Annotated in this window: 22 protein-coding genes; 17 read left to right on the forward strand and 5 right to left on the reverse strand. The window is 58.6% G+C overall.

What is annotated here, in order from left to right; all coding sequences use genetic code 11:
- Window positions 1-867 (reverse strand): sigma 54-interacting transcriptional regulator (locus tag HKN06_13415; GenBank protein NNF62310.1); only part of this gene is annotated, 867 nt, incomplete at its 3' end.
- Between the two features lie 211 nt (window positions 868-1,078).
- Here HKN06_13415 and pspA point away from each other — a divergent pair.
- From pspA to HKN06_13455, 8 genes are read left to right on the forward strand one after another with little or no spacing between them, the layout of a single operon-like run.
- A complete protein-coding gene (gene pspA, locus HKN06_13420) occupies window positions 1,079-1,753 on the forward strand; it encodes a phage shock protein PspA (GenBank protein NNF62311.1) in 675 nt (224 codons plus the stop codon).
- A 12-nt stretch (window positions 1,754-1,765) separates the two neighbouring features.
- Complete coding sequence (pspB, locus tag HKN06_13425) at window positions 1,766-1,984, forward strand: envelope stress response membrane protein PspB (GenBank protein ID NNF62312.1); 219 nt, start codon at window positions 1,766-1,768, stop codon at window positions 1,982-1,984.
- On the forward strand, window positions 1,981-2,262 hold the full coding sequence (locus HKN06_13430; GenBank protein ID NNF62313.1) for a PspC domain-containing protein: 282 nt from the start codon (window positions 1,981-1,983) through the stop codon (window positions 2,260-2,262). Before pspB ends, HKN06_13430 begins: the two co-directional genes overlap by 4 nt.
- Window positions 2,259-2,672 carry an envelope stress response membrane protein PspC gene (pspC, locus tag HKN06_13435; protein NNF62314.1) on the forward strand — a complete coding sequence of 138 codons (414 nt, stop codon included), beginning with the start codon at window positions 2,259-2,261 and terminating at the stop codon, window positions 2,670-2,672. The genes HKN06_13430 and pspC overlap by 4 nt, the downstream gene beginning before the upstream one ends.
- A 12-nt stretch (window positions 2,673-2,684) precedes the next feature.
- On the forward strand, window positions 2,685-2,936 hold the full coding sequence (locus HKN06_13440) for a hypothetical protein (GenBank protein ID NNF62315.1): 252 nt from the start codon (window positions 2,685-2,687) through the stop codon (window positions 2,934-2,936).
- 3 nt (window positions 2,937-2,939) lie between these two features.
- The gene (locus tag HKN06_13445) at window positions 2,940-3,173 is read left to right on the forward strand and encodes a hypothetical protein (GenBank protein ID NNF62316.1); all 234 of its coding nucleotides are present in this window, start codon (window positions 2,940-2,942) and stop codon (window positions 3,171-3,173) included.
- Between the two features lie 33 nt (window positions 3,174-3,206).
- Window positions 3,207-3,695, forward strand: a complete 489-nt coding sequence (locus HKN06_13450; GenBank protein NNF62317.1) for a thermonuclease family protein — start codon at window positions 3,207-3,209, stop codon at window positions 3,693-3,695.
- Complete coding sequence (locus tag HKN06_13455) at window positions 3,692-4,072, forward strand: hypothetical protein (GenBank protein NNF62318.1); 381 nt, start codon at window positions 3,692-3,694, stop codon at window positions 4,070-4,072. The genes HKN06_13450 and HKN06_13455 overlap by 4 nt, the downstream gene beginning before the upstream one ends.
- Here HKN06_13455 and HKN06_13460 read toward each other — a convergent pair.
- The 3 genes from HKN06_13460 to HKN06_13470 form a co-directional block, all read right to left on the reverse strand.
- Window positions 4,016-4,798 carry a hypothetical protein gene (locus tag HKN06_13460; protein ID NNF62319.1) on the reverse strand — a complete coding sequence of 261 codons (783 nt, stop codon included), beginning with the start codon at window positions 4,796-4,798 and terminating at the stop codon, window positions 4,016-4,018. The genes HKN06_13455 and HKN06_13460 overlap by 57 nt on opposite strands.
- A gap of 84 nt (window positions 4,799-4,882) precedes the next feature.
- Entirely contained in the window at window positions 4,883-5,257 is a 375-nt protein-coding gene (locus HKN06_13465) for a VOC family protein (protein NNF62320.1), read from the reverse strand.
- Window positions 5,258-5,303: 46 nt separating this feature from the next.
- On the reverse strand, window positions 5,304-6,281 hold the full coding sequence (locus tag HKN06_13470) for a zinc-dependent alcohol dehydrogenase family protein (protein ID NNF62321.1): 978 nt from the start codon (window positions 6,279-6,281) through the stop codon (window positions 5,304-5,306).
- 166 nt (window positions 6,282-6,447) lie between these two features.
- Here HKN06_13470 and HKN06_13475 point away from each other — a divergent pair, with 166 nt between their 5' ends.
- The gene (locus tag HKN06_13475; GenBank protein ID NNF62322.1) at window positions 6,448-7,293 is read left to right on the forward strand and encodes a hypothetical protein; all 846 of its coding nucleotides are present in this window, start codon (window positions 6,448-6,450) and stop codon (window positions 7,291-7,293) included.
- 107 nt (window positions 7,294-7,400) lie between these two features.
- A complete protein-coding gene (locus HKN06_13480; protein NNF62323.1) occupies window positions 7,401-7,811 on the forward strand; it encodes an MAPEG family protein in 411 nt (136 codons plus the stop codon).
- Between the two features lie 3 nt (window positions 7,812-7,814).
- On the opposite strand, the gene HKN06_13485 is transcribed toward HKN06_13480, so the two are convergent.
- Window positions 7,815-8,717, reverse strand: coding sequence for a diguanylate cyclase (locus HKN06_13485; protein NNF62324.1), 903 nt, complete (start codon window positions 8,715-8,717; stop codon window positions 7,815-7,817).
- A 127-nt stretch (window positions 8,718-8,844) separates the two neighbouring features.
- Between HKN06_13485 and HKN06_13490 the strand changes: the two genes are divergently transcribed.
- From HKN06_13490 to HKN06_13520, 7 genes are all read left to right on the forward strand, one after another.
- Entirely contained in the window at window positions 8,845-10,410 is a 1,566-nt protein-coding gene (locus HKN06_13490) for a glutamate--cysteine ligase (GenBank protein ID NNF62325.1), read from the forward strand.
- Window positions 10,411-10,530: 120 nt separating this feature from the next.
- Entirely contained in the window at window positions 10,531-10,938 is a 408-nt protein-coding gene (locus HKN06_13495) for a response regulator (GenBank protein NNF62326.1), read from the forward strand.
- 2 nt (window positions 10,939-10,940) lie between these two features.
- Window positions 10,941-13,115, forward strand: coding sequence for an EAL domain-containing protein (locus HKN06_13500; protein NNF62327.1), 2,175 nt, complete (start codon window positions 10,941-10,943; stop codon window positions 13,113-13,115).
- A 329-nt stretch (window positions 13,116-13,444) separates the two neighbouring features.
- Window positions 13,445-13,639, forward strand: coding sequence for a hypothetical protein (locus tag HKN06_13505; protein NNF62328.1), 195 nt, complete (start codon window positions 13,445-13,447; stop codon window positions 13,637-13,639).
- Between the two features lie 96 nt (window positions 13,640-13,735).
- Window positions 13,736-15,754 (forward strand): TonB-dependent receptor, encoded by a 2,019-nt coding sequence (locus tag HKN06_13510; protein ID NNF62329.1) that lies wholly within the window; start codon window positions 13,736-13,738, stop codon window positions 15,752-15,754.
- 43 nt (window positions 15,755-15,797) lie between these two features.
- The gene (locus HKN06_13515; GenBank protein ID NNF62330.1) at window positions 15,798-16,664 is read left to right on the forward strand and encodes a hypothetical protein; all 867 of its coding nucleotides are present in this window, start codon (window positions 15,798-15,800) and stop codon (window positions 16,662-16,664) included.
- A gap of 153 nt (window positions 16,665-16,817) precedes the next feature.
- Window positions 16,818-18,406 (forward strand): hypothetical protein (locus tag HKN06_13520; protein ID NNF62331.1); only part of this gene is annotated, 1,589 nt, incomplete at its 3' end.

Consider the following 18,406-nt stretch of genomic DNA (forward strand, 5'->3'; position numbering starts at 1 on the left):
GAACTCCAGTGGTAGCGCGTGGGTCTTGCGTCCTGGCGCGGCAACGGGTTGCGATATGACATCACGTCGGGTCGGTAGTGTCAGCCCACGGGTTTTCGGCAGATACGGCGAGTCGAACGGATTCAGGTTTATTTCGGCGACCGGTTCCGCCGGATCTTCCCAGCGATAAACAGAACGCTCGACGACATTTTTCAGTTCGCGCACATTGCCGGGCCATTCGTGATCCAGCAGGATACTGATCGCGCTGTCGGAAAATCCGGCGAAGTAAGGTCGTCCCAGTTCGGAAGTAATTGTCAGGGCAAAGTGTTCCGCCAGCGTGATGATATCCTCCCGCCGTGCCCGCAGTGGTGGTATGACAAAAACGTCAAATGCCAGGCGATCCAGCAGATCGGCCCTGAACGCGCCGGTGCGCGCAAGCACCGGGAGATTTTCATTGGTCGCACCGACGATGCGGACATCGACCTGGATCGTTTCACTGCCGCCGACGCGTTCGAATTCTCCGTATTCGATGACTCGCAGGATCTTCTCCTGCATGCGCCGCGGGACGGTTGCCAGTTCGTCCAGGAATAGCGTGCCGCCGTCGGCCCGCTCGAATCTCCCGATGTGACGGCTGGCGGCACCGGTGAAGGCGCCGGCTTCGTGACCATACAGCTCCGACTCGAGTATGCCTTCGGTCAGGGATGCGCAATTCAGCTTAACCAGCGGCTGCTCCCAGCGCCCGGACAGGTAATGCAGCCGGGGAGCGATCAGTTCCTTGCCGGTTCCACGCTCGCCGATGGTCAGGACGGGCTTCGAGATCGGGGCGGCCTGCGACACCTGCTCGAGCAGGGCGACAAAAGCCGGCGCGGAGCCGATGATCGATGGCATATTGCTAATGGGTGTACTCATGTAGTGTATTTTACCAAGAAAAAGCGTAATAAACTAATTATTAGCGAAAAAAACCTATTTTTTTGAGCCAAGTCAGGAGGCTTGTCACAAAAATTCATCATCTAATCAGGTGCTTATGTAACGCGACCCGACTTGGCACGGAAAATGCTTGGTTAACAGTGAGACAACATACACACCAGAGGTAGACAGAATGGGCAGCTTCTCGCGTTTCACCGACATCGTGAACTCCAATATCAACGCCATACTCGAAAAGGCGGAAGATCCGGAGAAGATGGTCCGGTTGATGATCCAGGAGATGGAAGACACGCTGGTCGAGGTACGTTCTTCGGCGGCACGCGCCATCGCTGACAAGAAAGAACTCAATCGCAAGCTTGAAATATACGAGCGCGAGGAAAATGAGTGGCAGCGCAAGGCAGAGCTGGCCGTCAGCAAAGGGCGCGACGACCTGGCAAAAGCCGCTATCGCCGAGAAGCACCGGATCAGCGAAGCGATCGCTGCGGTAAGGGGTGATTACCAGGCCATCGACGAGGGTCTGTCGCAGCTTAATGATGATCTTGCACGGCTGCAGGAAAAACTTGGCGATGCCAAGACGCGCCAGAAAGCCCTGATCATGCGTCATGCAACGGCCAGCAAGCGGCTGGAAGTACGTAAGCAACTTCACGACGGCAAGATCGACGATGCGCTGGTTCGCTTCGAGGCGTACGAGCGTCGCATGGACGACCTGGAAGGGCGGATCGAATCTTACGACCTGGGGACGAGCAAGGACCTGTCGTACGAATTTGTCGGCCTGGAAACTGATGAATCCGTCGAGGAAGAACTTAACGACCTCAAAAAGCGGCTGTCATCGACACCAGCCAACTCGTAACGGGCAGCAACGATGTATGAAATATTCGGCATTATCTTTCTTACCGTCGTTTTGCCCCTGCTTATCATCGGGCACTACGTGACGCGCTGGCGCTCCACCAAGGCGCTGACCCACGCCGATGAGCGTATGCTCGAGGAAGTCTGGGAAAACGCACAGAAAATGGAAAGCCGCATCAATGCCATGGAAACGATTCTGGACGACGAAGTCCCTGACTGGAGGAAAAAAGTATGACCCGTTTGACCCGCAACCCGACCCGGCGGCTGTACCGCAACAAGGAGACCGGGATCATCATCGGTGTGTGCTCGGGCCTGGCAGAGTATTTTGACTTCGAAGTCTGGATGGTGCGCGTGCTGGCAGTGGTATCGTTATTGTTCTTTACGACAGCGACTGCGGTGATTTACATCCTGCTTGGCCTGTTGCTGCGCGAGCGCCCGCTCAGCTACCAGGGCCGTGACGACGAGGCGCGTTTTTGGCGCAAAGAATCAACCGGAGAACACGATTACCGATGAACAGCCGTTACAGGAACGATCCCAGCCCGCGCCGACTCTATCGCGACCCTGACCGTGGCAGGTTCTTTGGTGTCTGCGCCGGCATTGCCGACTACACTGGCATCAACTTGTGCTTTGTGCGGTTCCTTACCATCGTCGCCGGCCTGGTGTGGTTTCCGCTGGTCGAAATCGTCTATATCGTGATGGGTTTCATGGTTCCGATCCGGCCAAAAGGTCTGTACAAGGATGTCGAGGAAGAGCAGTTCTGGAAGGAGCTGCGCAAGTCGCCGGCGGAGACATTTTCCGATGTACGCTATCGTTTTCGCCAGCTCGACCAGCGTATGAGGCGTATGGAAAGATACGTAACGTCGCGCCGGTTCAATCTCGATCGCGAGTTTCGCGATCTGGAGGACGAGTCGGTTCGTGGCTAATCAGGGGGGTATATGCAGACAATTGCACAATTGATCTTTGCGATCATTCTGGTCGTCGGTATCGTCGGCGGCATTACGATTAACAATTACATCAAGCTGCTGCGCGAAAATCAGGGCAAGATTCAGTCATTGCAGGGAAAAGTCGGTGAGCGCGAGCAGCGCATCGCTGAACTGGAGAAACGCATCGCCGTGCTGGAACGAATCGTGACCGACAGTCGTTACGAACTCGACCAGCAGTTCAATGAACTCGACAAAACGGGATAAGCGATGGATGTATTCACAATGGTGGTCGCTATCGTCGCAGTATCCTGCGGCGCCGGCGTGATCAACACCTGGCTCAAAACCAACCGCAAGGTAGACCGCAGCGAGCTCAACGCGCGGCTGGAGGCCCGGCTGGGCGACTTTCGCAAACTGGAGCAGCGGATCGCTGTGCTGGAGCGCATCGTTACCGACAAGCACTACGATCTGAAAAAAGAGCTTCACGAGCTCGAATCGGAATAACACCGGCAGCTTTTTATTGCGTAAGATGTCGCGATGAGATTGTTCATCGCGTGCAGCGCTTTTTTATTGCTTTCCGCATGCTGGGACGCCGGGGCAGGCGCGCCGGTATTCGAGGCCCGCACCGGGATTGTCTACGACGGCGACAGCTTTCTGGTCAAGCGTGGCCGCAACGAAATCGAGATAAGGCTGTACGGTATCGATGCGCCGGAGAAAGCACAGCCATGGTCGGCCGAGGCGCGCAAAGCGCTGGATAAACTGATCGGTGGCCGCATGCTGCGTATCGATCCGGTCGAGACCGATCGCTACGATCGAATCGTTGCACGAGTCTACCGGGCCGACGACGACCTTTATGTAAACGCCGAAATGATTCGCCAGGGCCATGCCTGGGTCTATCGTCGTTACACTGACGAGCGCAAGCTGCTGGCAAGCGAAAAACTGGCGCGTCGCGACGATGCAGGGTTGTGGGGCTTGCCAGGGCAACAAAGACAGCCGCCATGGGACTGGCGCGCAGAGCATCCATGAGCAGGATGATGACAGCGGTGCTACTGATGGCCGTACTGGCAGCCTGCAGTCGCGCGGGTGATCCGGATCCACCGCAGACCCGTTTTGAACTGGCCGCCGGGCCCGGTGAGGTCACGGAGCTGTGTTTTGAATCCGCAGCGGGCGACGTGGTTATTTATCGCTTTGAGGCCAGCAGGCCACTGGGTTTCAATCTTCACTACCATGTTGACGAGGAAATGTTCTTTCCTGTTCCCGAGCACGAAACTGCTGCCGAGAAAGGCCAGTACATCGTGCCCGCGGACCAGGATTACTGCCTGATGTGGACCAATAGCAGCACCGACTTAACGGCGACCCTGGTCGCCGAGCTTTACGGTGCCGGCGCGGTTACGGCGCACTGAACTGCGCCACAGTGCCGTTGTGAGCAGGAACAACAGCGCCGCATAGCCCAGCGAGCCACCACCACCGCTGGAAAAGGCGGTCGGCGGCAGGTTGCGGGCATCGAGCGCCAGGTCTTCCATTGGCAGCAGGCTGAAGGCCGCAGCTTCTCGTGGACCGTGTTCCACTACCAGCGCGCCGCTGTAGGCATCGTAGACCTCAACCAGCACATCGTAGTAATCCGCCGGAAAGCCGGCATACAGCTCGCTCTCGACCGCATAGTCGTCGAGACCCGAGTTGCCGTAGATAGTAAAGACATCGCTCTCGAAAATTTCGTCCCAGATGCCGTCGGAACCACGCAAAAACACGCGCAGGTAGAGACTGGCATCAAAGTGATCGGTGTCGATGTCGAGGGTGACGCGCAGGTAACTGTAAAAGCCGTCGCCATCGAAATCATCGAACAGATCAGTCCGCGCCGAATAAATATAGTAGGCACAGCAGTATGCGTTCTCGGTCGTCGTTGCCGACTGCTTGCCGGCCGGCGCAGTCTTGGTGCGCGGCACGACGTCAGTCAGCTGCAGCAGCTCTGTGGCAAAGCGATCAGCACCGGCATGCCCGGATGTAAAGCCAGCCGCAGCCCGGACCCGGGCATCAGTGGCAGCGGCAGTGGCATTGGCTACAGGCAGGGCGAGCCCGGTCAGGGTCAGCACGAAAAGCAGGCGGCAAAGGCCGGAGATGCTCCGGTTCATAACGACCTCGAAGGTATTTTCCAGTGAGTGTCGCTATTTCACCGCAGCAGCCATGAACCCAGGCTGAACTGAGCTGTTCAGGTTTTACGGCTGGTACAGTGCTGCCATGGCTCCGGCGGGGTCGCGAATCACGCAGTAGCGTGCGTCACCCATGGTCTTCGGACCGGCCACTACCGAGCCGCCACGGGCATTGCAGCTGCTGATGCTTGCATCCAGGTCGTCAACGACGATGTAAAGCATCCATACCGCAGGCATGTCGGCATTACCACCGCGCGCGTGACACACCCCGGAAACCGCATTGCCGCCGGGCGGTGACATCATGTAGTCCGAGTAATCCCCCATATCGACCTTGTCTGCCTTCCAGCCAGCCACATCGCTGTAGAAGTCCCGCACTTCATCTGCGTTCTCAACCGTGAGATCAATCCAGCCGATGGAGCCAGTAGATGGTTTGTCTGTCATGTCGTTTTCCCGTAAGAGCAAATTGAAAAGATAATGGAAGACGCTTTCAGGGCACCAGCACCGCGGCACCGTCGAGCAGGCCGCTGCGCAGCTGTGCCAGTGCCTCGTTGGCATGCTCCAGCGCAAAGCTGGTTACACGTGTCTGTACCGGAACCTTCGGGGCCAGCGCAAGAAACTCCTGTGCATCGCGCCGGGTAAGGTTTGCTACCGAGCAGATAGTCCGTTCGCCCCATAACAGCTGGTAGGGAAACGACGGAATATCGCTCATGTGTATCCCGCCACAAACCACGATGCCACCCTTGACCACGCCGCGCAGTGCGAGCGGAACCAGTTCGCCCGCCGGGGCAAAAATGATTGCCGCATCGAGTTCGTGCGTCGTGTCGGTGCTGTCACCTGCCCAGCTGACGCCAACAGCGCGCGCGAATTCCTGGGCCCGGGCATCTCCGGGCCGGGTGTAGGCATAGACATCGCGACCCTGGTAGCGTGCGACCTGCGCCACAATATGAGCTGCCGCGCCGAAGCCATAAAGGCCGAGCCGTTTGGCATCACCGACCATAACCAGCGAGCGGTAGCCAATCAGCCCGGCGCAAAGCAGCGGGGCGGCCTGTTCGTCGCTGTATTCGTCGGGGATGGCGAAACAGTAACGGTGATCGGCAAGCGCATATTCGGCATAACCGCCGTCAATCTGGTAGCCGGTAAAGCGCGCGGCATCGCAAAGGTTTTCCCTGCCATTGCTGCAATAGTTGCAGTTGCCGCAGCTCCAGCCCAGCCAGGGCACGCCAAGGCGCGTGCCGGGCTGCGTTGCGACGCCATCGCCGCAGGCAACGACGGTGCCCACGATTTCGTGCCCCGGCACGATTGGCGTTGAAACATCGGCAAGCTCCCCGTCGACCAGGTGCAGGTCGGTGCGGCATACAGCGCATGCCATGACCTTTAACAGAACCTGACCTGGACCCGGCTGCATGACGGGGCGTTGCTGCAGTTGCAGCGGTGTGCCGGTCTTTGCCAGGACCATTGCCTTCATAACCTCATCATACGCCCACGCCGGCAACCCGATTAACCCCGTTCACCCTGACTCGTCGTTTAAACAATCAGGACGGGGAGATTCAGTCCCGATTCAGTCTTTATTAAGGGCTGATTCAGGGCTGCCCCGGCAGACTGCAAGCCATGGTCAGCCAGAGGAGACCAAGATGAGAAAACTGATATACACCGCTGCACTGCTCACCCTGAGTACCGCAGCCGGCGCCTACGACAGCCATGCAATAGACGAAGTCGATATCGATGTCGTTTCTGATCGCGGGCGTCATTTTGAGACCTACCCGTTACGCAGCTCCAGCGACGACACCTTCCGTGCATACCTGGAGGCAGTGCCGCAGGAAAACTACAGCATTCGTGTGCGCAACCGCGGCGGTGAGCGCATTGGCCTGGTGATCGCGGTAGATGGCCGCAACATAATTTCGGGCAAGAAATCGCACCTGCGCAGCAACGAGCGGATGTACATTCTCGGTCCCTACGAATCCGCTACCTACAGCGGCTGGCGTACTTCAGGCAACAGGGTAAACCGGTTTTATTTTACCGATGTAGAAGACTCATACTCGGCGGCATTCGGCGACTACTCCGCAATGGGCGTGATTTCTGTCGCAGCCTTCCGCGAGAAGCAGCGTTATCGCCCGCATAGCTATAACAAGCGTGACGACGACCGCTACGAGTCAGACAGCAGCTACAAGTCCGGCAAGTCTGCGCCGCGTGCTTCAGAAAAGGGTGGCCGTGCTTTCGATGAGCCTGGTACCGGTTACGGGAACGACCAGTGGTCACCGTCAGTGCGGGTGGAGTTCGAGGCCGAAAAACGCGCCTTCTCCCGCTACTTCATGAAATACGAGTGGCGCGAGACGCTGTGTGAGAAGGGTGTTGCCGATTGCTACCGTCGCAACCGCCTCTGGAATGACCGCTGGGATGACCGCGGCTTTGCCCCGCCGCCGCCGCGCTACAAGAAAAAGTTCAAGCGCAGCCGCTGGTTCTCGCGCTGGCACTGGTAAGCAACAGCTCCTCCCTCCCCCAAACTTGTCCCCGGTTCGCCGGGGATTTTTTTGGGTCTGGCACCAGCTGCCCGCTAGACTGTAGCGTAAGTTACCGAGGGAAAGCGATGAGTAATTCTGTACTGGCCCTGCTGGGCTATGCCGCGTGGACCATGCTGCTGCTGTTGGGAATAGGCCTGATGCGCTCGGGCCTTGTGCTGGCCGGCAAAAGGGCCGCCAACCAGTTCAGCCCGGACGGCAGCGACCTGTCGCCGTTTTCCAACCGGCTGTGCCGTGCCCACGCCAATTGCTTTGAAAACCTGCCGATATTTACCGCGGTGATACTGGTAGCGCTGGTGATGGGGCGCAACGGTGTCACTGATCCGTTGGCGCTGCCGTTTCTGGCCGCGCGTATCGGCCAGTCAACCACGCATCTCGCGTCAACCAGTCATTACGCGGTGCTGCTCCGGTTCGCGCTTTTTCTGGCGCAATGGATGATTCTTGCTTACTGGATCGTCCGGCTGCTGACGGCCGGTTGACGGTCAGGCTTCGACAGGCTCGGATCGAATCGCGTCGTACTCAATAGCATTGTGATGCTGCTGGGCGGCGTCGAGCGCCCGGGTGGAAGCAGCAACAAGGTCAGCTGGCTGGTATAGCTTGTCGGGCTGCATGGTGGCAATACCGACACTGAGGGTGACCCGGTCGGCCACCTCTGATTCGCTATGCGGAATGCAAAGCTGGAACACGACCTGGCGCATGCGTTCGGCAAAGCGCATCGCGTCACGCACTTCGGTAGCCGGCAGGATAATGCCGAAGCTCTGGTCGTCATAGCGGGCAACGACATCCGGCGCGCGTTTGAATGTGCGGCTGACTGCTGTGGCTATTTTCTTGAAAGCCTCATCGCCGCGATCACGGCCATAGGTGCGGCGGTAATGGCCGAAGAAATCAAGCTCGGCAAGTATCAGTGATACTGGTCGTTGGGCACGGATGTTGCGCTTGATTTCGATGTTCAGTGTTTCGTCAAACTGGCGCCGGTTGGCAATGCCGGTCAGTTCGTCAACGCGCGCCAGTGAAATGAGGCGATCGTTGGCTGCGGCCAGCGAATCCCTTACCTGGTTGAGTTTGTGGTAGGACATCTCCAGGTCAGCAGTGCGATCACGAACCCGAACCTCCAGTTCCTCGTGCGCCTCCTTGAGGATCATCTCGGTCTTTTCATGACGCGACAATACGCGCTCCATCTCGACAAACTTTTTCTCCATCGTACGATGGCTGCGGCGGACTCCCAGCAGCACTGAAAGACTCAGGGCGAGCAGCAGGAACAGCAGAATGCTGACGGTTGCCCACGAGCGCGCATTGCCAACCGCGGTCAGGGCTCCAATGGCATCGGCGCGGGCAGCCGCAGCAAAGGAGAGAAAAAATATCGTCGTAACTACTCGTGCGCCCATTCGTACAGGTCTGTCGTGATAGCTGAGAATGGCCGCAAGACTAGCCGAATCGGGGCAGGCTGACAGAGACGTGGTTCAAGGTTTTCAGCCCTTGCGCCCGTCGGGCCTGTGGTGGATAGTGCCAGCGATGGCTACTGGGGATTACGGCACGCTCGTGCGGCGGTTGGGGCGGCTCAGCGGGGAGGCCTTGTCCGGCCGCCAGATCGGTATCGAGAAGGAGAGTCTCCGGGTCAGACCTGACGGGCGCCTGGCACTCACGCCGCACCCGGCCGGTCTGGGGTCCGCGCTCACCCACAGCTCCATAACCACCGATTATTCCGAAGCTCTGCTCGAACTGGTGACACCGCCAGCCAACGAGACCTGGTGCGTGTTGCAGAACCTGGTTGATCTGCACCAGTTCGTCTATGAGCAGATTGAGGATGAAATGCTGTGGTGCGCCAGCATGCCGTGTTCGGTCAGCAGTGACGACGATATCCCGATCGCGCAGTACGGCGGCTCCAATGTGGGAATGATGAAAACCGTCTACCGCCGCGGTCTCGGGCATCGCTACGGCCGCATGATGCAGGCGATTGCCGGAGTGCATTTCAATTTTTCGCTGGGGCGCCGGTTCTGGGATGAATTGGCGCAGGCCGAAGGCGAGAACGCCCGGGGCAGCGACTGGATATCTGCAGTCTATCTTGGCCTGATCCGCAATTTCCGTCGCTACGGATGGCTGACGCTGTACCTTTTCGGAGCTTCCCCTGCCGCCTGCAGCAGTTTCCTGCGTGGCCGCGAGGCTGATCTGGAGGAGTTTGACGGCACGCTCTTTGGCACCAACGCGACGACATTGCGTATGAGCGATGTCGGCTACAAGAACAAGGTTCAGTCGAGCCTGCAGATACCGGTCAATAACCTGGAGGAATACATAGCTGGCCTGGAATACGCCACTGCCACAGTGCATCCGCCGTATCGTGATATTGGCGTTGTGGTTGATGGTGAATATCGCCAGCTAAACGCCAACATCCTGCAAATTGAGAATGAATATTACAGTCTGATCCGACCCAAGCGCGTGGCATGGAGTGGTGAAACACCGTCGCATGCGTTACGACGCGGTGGCATTGAGTATGTCGAGGTGCGCGCCCTTGATGTCAGCCCCTTTGACCCGGTTGGTGTCAACCAGCAGGAGCTGCGGTTTCTAGAGATCATGCTGGCATTTTGCGCGCTGCACGACAGCCCGCCAATTGACGCTGCAGAGCAAATGCGGATTGATCGCAATCAGCTGGAGACTGCCCGGCATGGGCGAAACCCGCGCCTGATGCTGCAGCGGAGCAGGGGTCTGAGTCCGCTGCGCGATTGGGCAACTGAGTTATGCGAACAGATGATACCGGTGGCTGAATTGCTCGATGCGCAATCCGGGAATGCTGATTACGTCGCCGCATTGCGGGAACAGATGAATTGCGTTCAGGATCCGGAGCTCACGCCATCAGCGCGAGTGCTTCGAGAGATGCGTGAAAACAGTGAGTCGTTCTACGAGTTCGCACTACGCACATCGACAGCGCACAGTGATTATTTCCGTCAGCTGGTGGGTATCAGTGCCGAGCGACGCCAGCAGCTCAGCGAAATGGCTGAGGCGTCTCTGCAGCGCCAGCGTGAAATCGAAGCAGCAGATTCAATCAGTTTCGAGGAGTTTCTGGCGCGTTATTTTTCACAATAATGCTTCAGTGTTGACATAAAGCACCCGTTTCCAAGTTGCTGGGTGAGAGACTGATCACGGCAGTCCGTGCTGTCAGATGCCACACTTCGTCGCCTGCTGAACTGATGAAGTGTGAACCTCATGAAGAGAGTCATCGTTGCCGAAGATGAGCCCTACCTGGCGCGGATGCTGCGTCTCGCCCTGAGCCGGTCCGGTTACCGTGTACAGACGGCAACTGATGGTGAGGTCGCCTGGGAATTGCTTTCGCAAGAGCCACCCGATGCATTTATCACTGCGGCCACGCTGCCGACCATAAGCGGTGTGGACCTTTGTCGTCGGATTCGCCGCGAGCTGCCGCACCGCGATATGCCAACCATCATCATGACTGGTCGCGCTGAAGAGCAGACAAGGCGGGAAGCGCAGGCGATGGACCGGGTAATCGTGCTCGACAAACCTGTCAGTATCCGCACCCTGCTAAGCGAACTGGATAGTTTCTTTGCCGGTGATTCAATGGCCGATACGCTGGTTGGTGAGGAGCGCATTCGCTGAATATGGAATTCAGGGACTTCGATCTGGAGCGATATGGCCGGCTTATGCGCCGGCTGTTGCCGTCGGCGATTGGATTTTCTGTATGTGATTCGGCCGGTCTGCGACGCTGGAGCAGTGATTGCTCTGACCTCAATGCCTGCGTCCGTGCGGTGGCCGTATTGAACGAGTCTGAAGCAGGCTGGGCAACCCGCGACACCTCGATGCAGTGCCGCCCGGTTACCGATGGCATTGCGGTCTGCACACTGCGGATCGATGCAGCAGATCCGGCGGCCGGCACGCTGGCCGTGCTGATGCCCGAGGACTGCGGTGACGCCAGTGAGGCCCTGGAAATTGTCGCCGAGTGCGTTGCCGGAGAAAGTGGCTTCCTGATGGAGCTCGACGCGATGGCCGCCGAACTCAGTGAGCGCTACGAAGAACTCAACCTGATTTACATTACCGAGGACAACGTCAAGTACTTTGACGAGGGCCAGGATGCACTGCGCAAGCTGGTTCAGAACACCGGCCGCTTCCTCGACACGGGCCTGGTCGCACTGGTGATGGGCGACCGCAAGGTAATTACTTCACAGGGAAACAATGAAACGCCGATTCCCGGCGTCGACGATATTCTCACTGCGGCCACGGCAGAACTCTACGAGCGCGTCGTGTTCATGAAAGACGCGGTCGTCCTTAATGACCTGGAAAGTGATGCCGGTCTGCCGCCGCTGCCACAGCTCGACTGCAAGCTTATGGCCGACCCGGTCTTCGACGAGAACGGCGGCGTCATCGGCATACTGGTCATCGCCAACCGCAAGGACACCCCCGACTTTCGTGCCAGCGACGCGAAGCTGCTGCGGGTGATGTCGCGCAAGGCTGCCAGAATTATCCAGGTCAATTACGACTCACTGACCGGCATGATGACCCGGCACGGCTTTGAGTATCACCTCGAGACAGCGCTGTATGTTGTGCGCTACAAGCGCATTGAGCATTGCGTGCTACACATAAATATGGATCGTGTGCATATCGTCAATGACAGTTGTAGTCATCATGCCGGCGACGAATTGATTCGCCGTGCAGCCGCCCAGATTCGCGAACAGCTGCGTGACAGTGACATTATCGCCCGTACCGGTGGCGACCAGTTTGGCGTGCTGATGGCAGACTGCTCGCTCGAGCGTGGGCAGGAAATTGCCAACCAGATACGTGAATCGATCAGCAAGGCCGGCTTTACCTGGGACAAGCGGCGTTTCGACGTCAGCGTCAGTATCGGCGTCGCAGCGATGGCGCCCGAGTCAGAGAGTATCGTCAGCGTCGTTGGCGCCTCCGAGGTTGCCTGTAACGTCGCCAAGCAGAACGGGCGTAACCGGGTGGAGGTCTATGACCGCGACAGCAAGATGCTGATGCGGCGGCGCGCCGAGGTCGAGTGGGTTGGTCATCTGCACAATGCGCTGCGCGAGGACCGCTTCCTGCTTTACAGCCAGTGTATCTCGCCGCTGCAGGACAGCAGCAAGACGCCGCATACCGAAATACTGCTGCGGCTGCGTGGTGAGAACGGGCAAATACTGGGCCCCAACGAGTTCATGCCGGCGGCCGAGCGCTATAACCTGATGCCGGCGATCGACAGGTGGGTGCTGCGAAATACGCTGAAGACGCTGGCGGCCAACCTGCCGCGCCGCATACGGGAAGGCAACGTGTGGGCAATCAACCTTTCCGGGCAGTCAATTGGCGATGGCGCGTTCCTTGAGTTTGTTACGCGAGAAGTGGAGCAGGCAGGTGTTCCGCCTTCAAGTATATGCTTTGAAATTACCGAGACTGCGGCAGTAGCTGACCTGGAGCGGGCGCGTCGATTTATTGATGCGCTGAAGAATCACGGTTTCAGGTTTGCGCTCGATGATTTTGGCACCGGTCTTAGCTCATTCGCCTATCTCAAGACGCTGCCGGTTGACTACCTGAAGATTGACGGTGCCTTCGTACAGGGGGTAGCTGAGGACGCTGTGTCTGAGGCCATGGTCCTGGCTATCACGCAGATCGGCACTGTCATGGGGTTGGAGACTATCGCCGAGTTTGTCGAAAACGACGAAATCCGACAGAGCCTTTTGACGCTGGGCGTAACTTTCGGGCAGGGCTACGGAATCGAGCGCCCGCGACCACTGATTGAGCTGATGTGTGAGCTCACCCCGCAGATGATGGTCAGCGGCCTGTAGCCGGAAATAAAGAACCCCGCCGAGGCGGGGTCTGGAATTTATTGTTTTTGTTAAGTTTGTTGTTGCCGCTGTTATTGTTTGTGTCGCGAACGGTCCATGCTGTTTTTATCTGCTTCCAGATCCAACCTCAGCAACGATCAGGACCTACGCTGACCAGATAAAGCAAGAACCCTGCCAACTCGGAAAAACACTTTAAGAATAGGGGGTTAACTTCTTAACATTGTGACAAACACGGCGTCCTTGTAAGAAATTCCGACACGCAGATCAATTCTTGTTTTTGTGGTTTGCCTCACAGAGAAAAACCCGGCCGGCCGGTATGGTATTGCGCCATGACGACGAAGTTTTACGCCTGCTTTATCCTGCAGAACGGCACCTCCAACGGCTGTCGCGAACTGGGCGGCGTAGTGGAAATCCACCCGTCGATGCACGGGCTGAATTTTGACGATGTAGCCGAATTGCTGGCCGAGGATCTGGACGTCGCCGCCGAAGACGTTCGCGTTTACCACTTCTCCCGCCTGCACTGATTCCGACCGCGCACCTGGCGCGTCTTATCAGATATCATCTGCCGCTCTTTCGGCGAACCAGCTGACTCTACACTAATGCGGCTAACCCTCTTTTTCTTGCTGACTGCCTTACTTGCCGGCGTTACCCAGGCGCTGGAGGAAGGGCGCATGGAAGAAGTGCAGGTCACGGCCGGACGTGTCGAGCAGTCGACGACCGAGGTTCCCGCGGCAGTGACCGTAATCGATAGCGATGAGCTTGAGCGGCAGGCCCCGGTTATCGCCGTAGACCTGTTGCGCGGTGTGACCGGTGCGTTCGTGCAGCAGACCACGCCGGGCCAGGGTATCCCGATCATCCGCGGTCTGAAGGGCTCGGAAGTGCTGCACCTGGTCGATGGCATGCGTTTGAACAACGCGCTTTTTCGCAACGCACCAAACCAGTACCTGGCGCTGGTCGATCCCAACATTCTCGAACGGATCGAGGCAGTGCGCGGGCCATCGCCTTCGCTCTACGGGGCGGACGCGATGGGCGGCGTCGTGCAGCTGGTAAGCACGCTGCCGCAGACCGGCGTCGCTCCGGTCACGAGCGGCCGGCTGTTCTTCGATTACGGCTCGGCCGACAGTGTTGGCACCACTCACCTCAGTGTTGCGCGCAGCGGTGAAACAGCAGCCGCACTGGTTGCCGCCAGTTACCAGGATGTTGGCGACCGTCGCAGCGGCGACAATACCCGGCTGACAAACACCTCGTATACGGCACGTGCCGGCCGGGCGGCTCTGCGCCTGGCAGCGGGGGCCGATCACGAATGGTTGTTTGACCTGCAGTATCTTCGCCAGCCAGGTACGCCGCGGCACGACGAGCTGGTTGCAGGCTTTGGCCAGACGGAGCCGGCCTCGGCCGAATTCAGCTTTGAGCCCAACCAGCGCCTGTTCGCTCACGCCCGGTACCAGTGGCGCAATGTCAGTCGCCTGATCGACGATCTGGAAATGCATTTCGGACTGCAGGCAATGCGTGATGATCGCCGTACTCGTGACCTCGGGAGCACCTCCTTGCGTCGTGAGCGCAATGAAAGTGAGTTGCTGGGATTGTCCGCGCAGTTACGCAGTGCTCCGTTCGGCGATCACCGGCTGACCTCCGGGGTCGAGGCATATTTTGACGAAGTGACCAGTTCGCGAACCGCAACGGATATCAGCGATGGCAGCGTCAGCAGCATACGCAGCCGCTTCCCTGACGGGTCTACCATGGATAACCTCGCGCTGTACCTGCATGACGAATTTACTGCGAGCGACCGGTTAACACTCGACGTTGGTGGCCGCTACACACGCGTAGACGTATCGTTACCACCGGCAGATCGCGGTATTGGCGCAGAGGTCAGCGTCGACGACCTCACGGCAAACCTGGGTGCCGTGCTGGTGGTCGCGCCGCGTGTCAGCCTTGTGGCAAACATCGGCCGCGGTTTCAGGGCGCCGAATATTTTTGACCTGGGCACCCTTGGGCCACGTCCCGGCAATCGTTTCAACATTGCCAACCCTGCGCTCGGTCCGGAGGAGGTCATCACGGTCGACGCCGGTATCAAGTTTGCCGGCAGCCGTTTCATTGGTGAGGCCATAGCCTGGCGTGCCGACTATCGCGACAAGATCACTTCGGTACTTACCGGTGATACCGACTCACAAGGGCGCTCGGTAGTGCAGTCACAAAACGCCGCCAGTGTAGACCTGTGGGGCGTTGAGGCCGGCGGCCGCGTCGTATCACGCGACGGTCGTGTCGAATTTTCCGGCACGCTCAATTACACCTACGGCGAGGAAGGAAACGGATTGACGCAGCCGGCGGATCGCATACCGCCGCTTAACGGCAGGCTCGGCGTATTGTGGCACGGTGACCGGTGGTGGCTGGAAACCGCTGTCAGGTTCGCGGCCGAACAGGACCGGCTGAGCGATCGCGATATCGACGATCCGCGTATCGATCCTGCCGGCACCTCCGGCTGGGCATCGGCCGATGTTCGTGCCGGCTGGGACCTGAACGAGCGCTTCTCTGCTCAGTTGCGGCTGGACAACCTGTTGGACCGGCGTTACCGCGAGCATGGTTCAGGCATCGATGCACCCGGACGCAGTCTGGGTATCAGGCTCGAAGCGGTTTTCTAGCGGGACGGCTATAATCGGCCGCCGATATGCTGCGGAGCTTCTGATGCTGCGACTGTTGCCCTGCCTTTTACTGGTCGTGCTCTTTGCGGGTTGTGCTGATGACAAGGCCGGTCCCGATCCTTCGGCTGAAACCCCGGCGGCTGACTTGCCGCTGGATCTTGCATCCTCGTCAGCGGGCGATCCTGTAGCGGGCGATGAACCTGCGATCCCCGAGGAGTTTCGCCTGACGTCTTTCAAGTGGGACGGCCCGATGAATGCCGGTGACTCACTGCGCGTGCGTAATCCGTATGGCGACATTCGCTGCCGCAAATCAGGCACCGGAGAACTGATTGTCAGCGCACAGATCCAGACCTTCACTGACTGGCAACCCGCACCGGAAATCGCCGTAGTGGACAACAATGGCAGGTTCGAGCTGAAAATTGATCATCAGCACCCCGTCCGTGCTGAGTTCGGTGGTGACTACCAGCAGGGCTTTGCGGGTCGTATCGATGTCACCGTCCTGCTGCCACCTCAAACGACTGCGGACCTGGAAACGATCGACGGCGCACTGCGGGTGAAGAACTTCATCGGCGCTCTTAATGCCAAAACGACAAGCGGCGAACTGTATTACAAATCCACCGGAAGTTTCGATCTTGCCACCAGAGACGGGGCCGTCGACGTTACCGTCAGCGAGTACACCGGCGCGAGCGAAATACGCACTGAGAGCGGCCCTGTCAGCGTGATATTGGGCGCCGGCGTGAGTGCCACACTCGGCCTGGAGAGCGCAGGCAAGATTGATTTCAGACCAGCGGAGGGTGTCGCGGCCGGCAGGCAACGGGTGTCGGACCAGAAGCAAATTGTCCTCGGTGATGGCGATATACCCCTGAATATACGAAGCAGCAGCGGTGACATCACGATCAACGTCGACTGATAGCGATGGCCGCGCGTATTAATGTTAAGTGCGGCCGGCCCGGACGGTGGTCTATACTTCTGTAGCGAAAACAATAAAGCACGACAAGAAGCGAGCGGCCCGGCTTGGCCGCCTTGCCCGTGACAACTCCTTAATATTTGAGGGATATGGGAAATGAGTACATCACCTGAAGGTGTGCCGGCGAGCACGCCAGCCACTGGCGCACTCCAGAAAGCGATTCTGGCCGGCGTCAGCTGTCTGCTGGTCCTGGCCGGCGGTGCAAGCGCCAGGAACGGACAGCACATGACCGAAGCGAAAAAGGCTCAGCGCGCCCCGGCGGCAGTCCGGCCGGCGCCAAAGGTCTATCGCGGTGCCGACCTGCTGGGCGTCTACCCGGCGCACAAGCTCACCGTGGACATGGCGAAGCTGAAACCGAAAAAGGCATGGCGCCCCGGTGATGCCATCAAGGAAATTCCCAAGCGCAGCAAGGTGCGGCCTGGCAAGGCCAATCCCGCCGAGCAGGCAGCAGCACGGGCGCAGACTGCCGGCAGTGATCCGCTGGTTGCACTGCAGTCGCGTGCCAAGCCCGGCAGTGCGTCGCGCGCTTTCTCAATCCCTTCGCTGAATTTTGACGGGCAGGGTTTTACCGGTGCCAACCCGCCGGACACGGTCGGTGATGTCGGCGTCGACTATTACATACAGATGGTCAACGGTGGTGGCACCACCGTAAACATCTACAACAAGGTAAACGGCAGCATCGCTACCAGCTTCCAGCTTGAATCCCTGTGGACTGATGGTGGTAGCTGTGCCAGCGGACTGGGTGACCCGGTTGTACTGTACGATCGGCTTGCCGGGCGCTGGTTTCTGAGCGAGTTTTCCTCGTCGGGCAACCGGATCTGCATGTACGTCTCGCAGACCGGCGACCCCACTGCCGGTACCTGGTATGGCTATGAAATTGCCGCCATCAATTTTCCGGATTACCCAAAGTACGCGGTATGGCCGGACGCCTACTACATCAGTAGTAATGAATCCGTGCCCCGGGCCTACGCCATCGACCGTGCAGCAATGCTTAACGGGTTGCCCGCAACCTTCGTAAAATTTGACGCGCCTTCTCTGGCAGCTTTTGGTTTCCAGGCGCTGCAGGCCGCCAATACGCTGGGTTTCCAGGCGCCGCCCGCCGGCGCACCGGGAATCTTCATGCGTCACCGCGACGATGAGGCGCACAATTCAGGCAGCGCAAACGCGACTGAAGACTATCTCGAGATTTTCGAGTTTGATGTGGATTTTGTGACACCCGGAAACAGCACGTTTACCGGACCCATTGCAATTCCAATCGCCGAGATCGATTCGGAATTGTGCGGCTTTACCTCTTTCTTCTGCTTCGCGCAGCCCGGCTCCGGCACCACGCTTGACCCGCTGCGCGAAATAGTGATGTTCCCGCTCATCTACCGTAATTTCGGTAGTCACGAGACGCTGGTTGGTAATCTTGTTACTGATGTCAGCGGATCGGATCAGGGCGGCATCCGCTGGTTTGAGTTGCGCAAGAGCGGCGGTGGCGGCTGGTCAGTATTCCAGGAAGGCACCTATGCGCCGGACGCGGACAGCCGTTTTATGGGCAGTATCGCGATGGACAATTCCGGCAATATTGCCGTGGGCTACAACGTCACCAGCTCGTCGACTTTCCCCTCGCTGCGTTACTCGGGCCGGCTGGCCAGCGATGCCGCCGGGACCCTGCCGCAGGGTGAATACAACATCGCCTCCGG

The organism is Gammaproteobacteria bacterium, from assembly GCA_013003425.1.
GTDB lineage: Bacteria > Pseudomonadota > Gammaproteobacteria > Steroidobacterales > JABDKV01 > JABDJB01.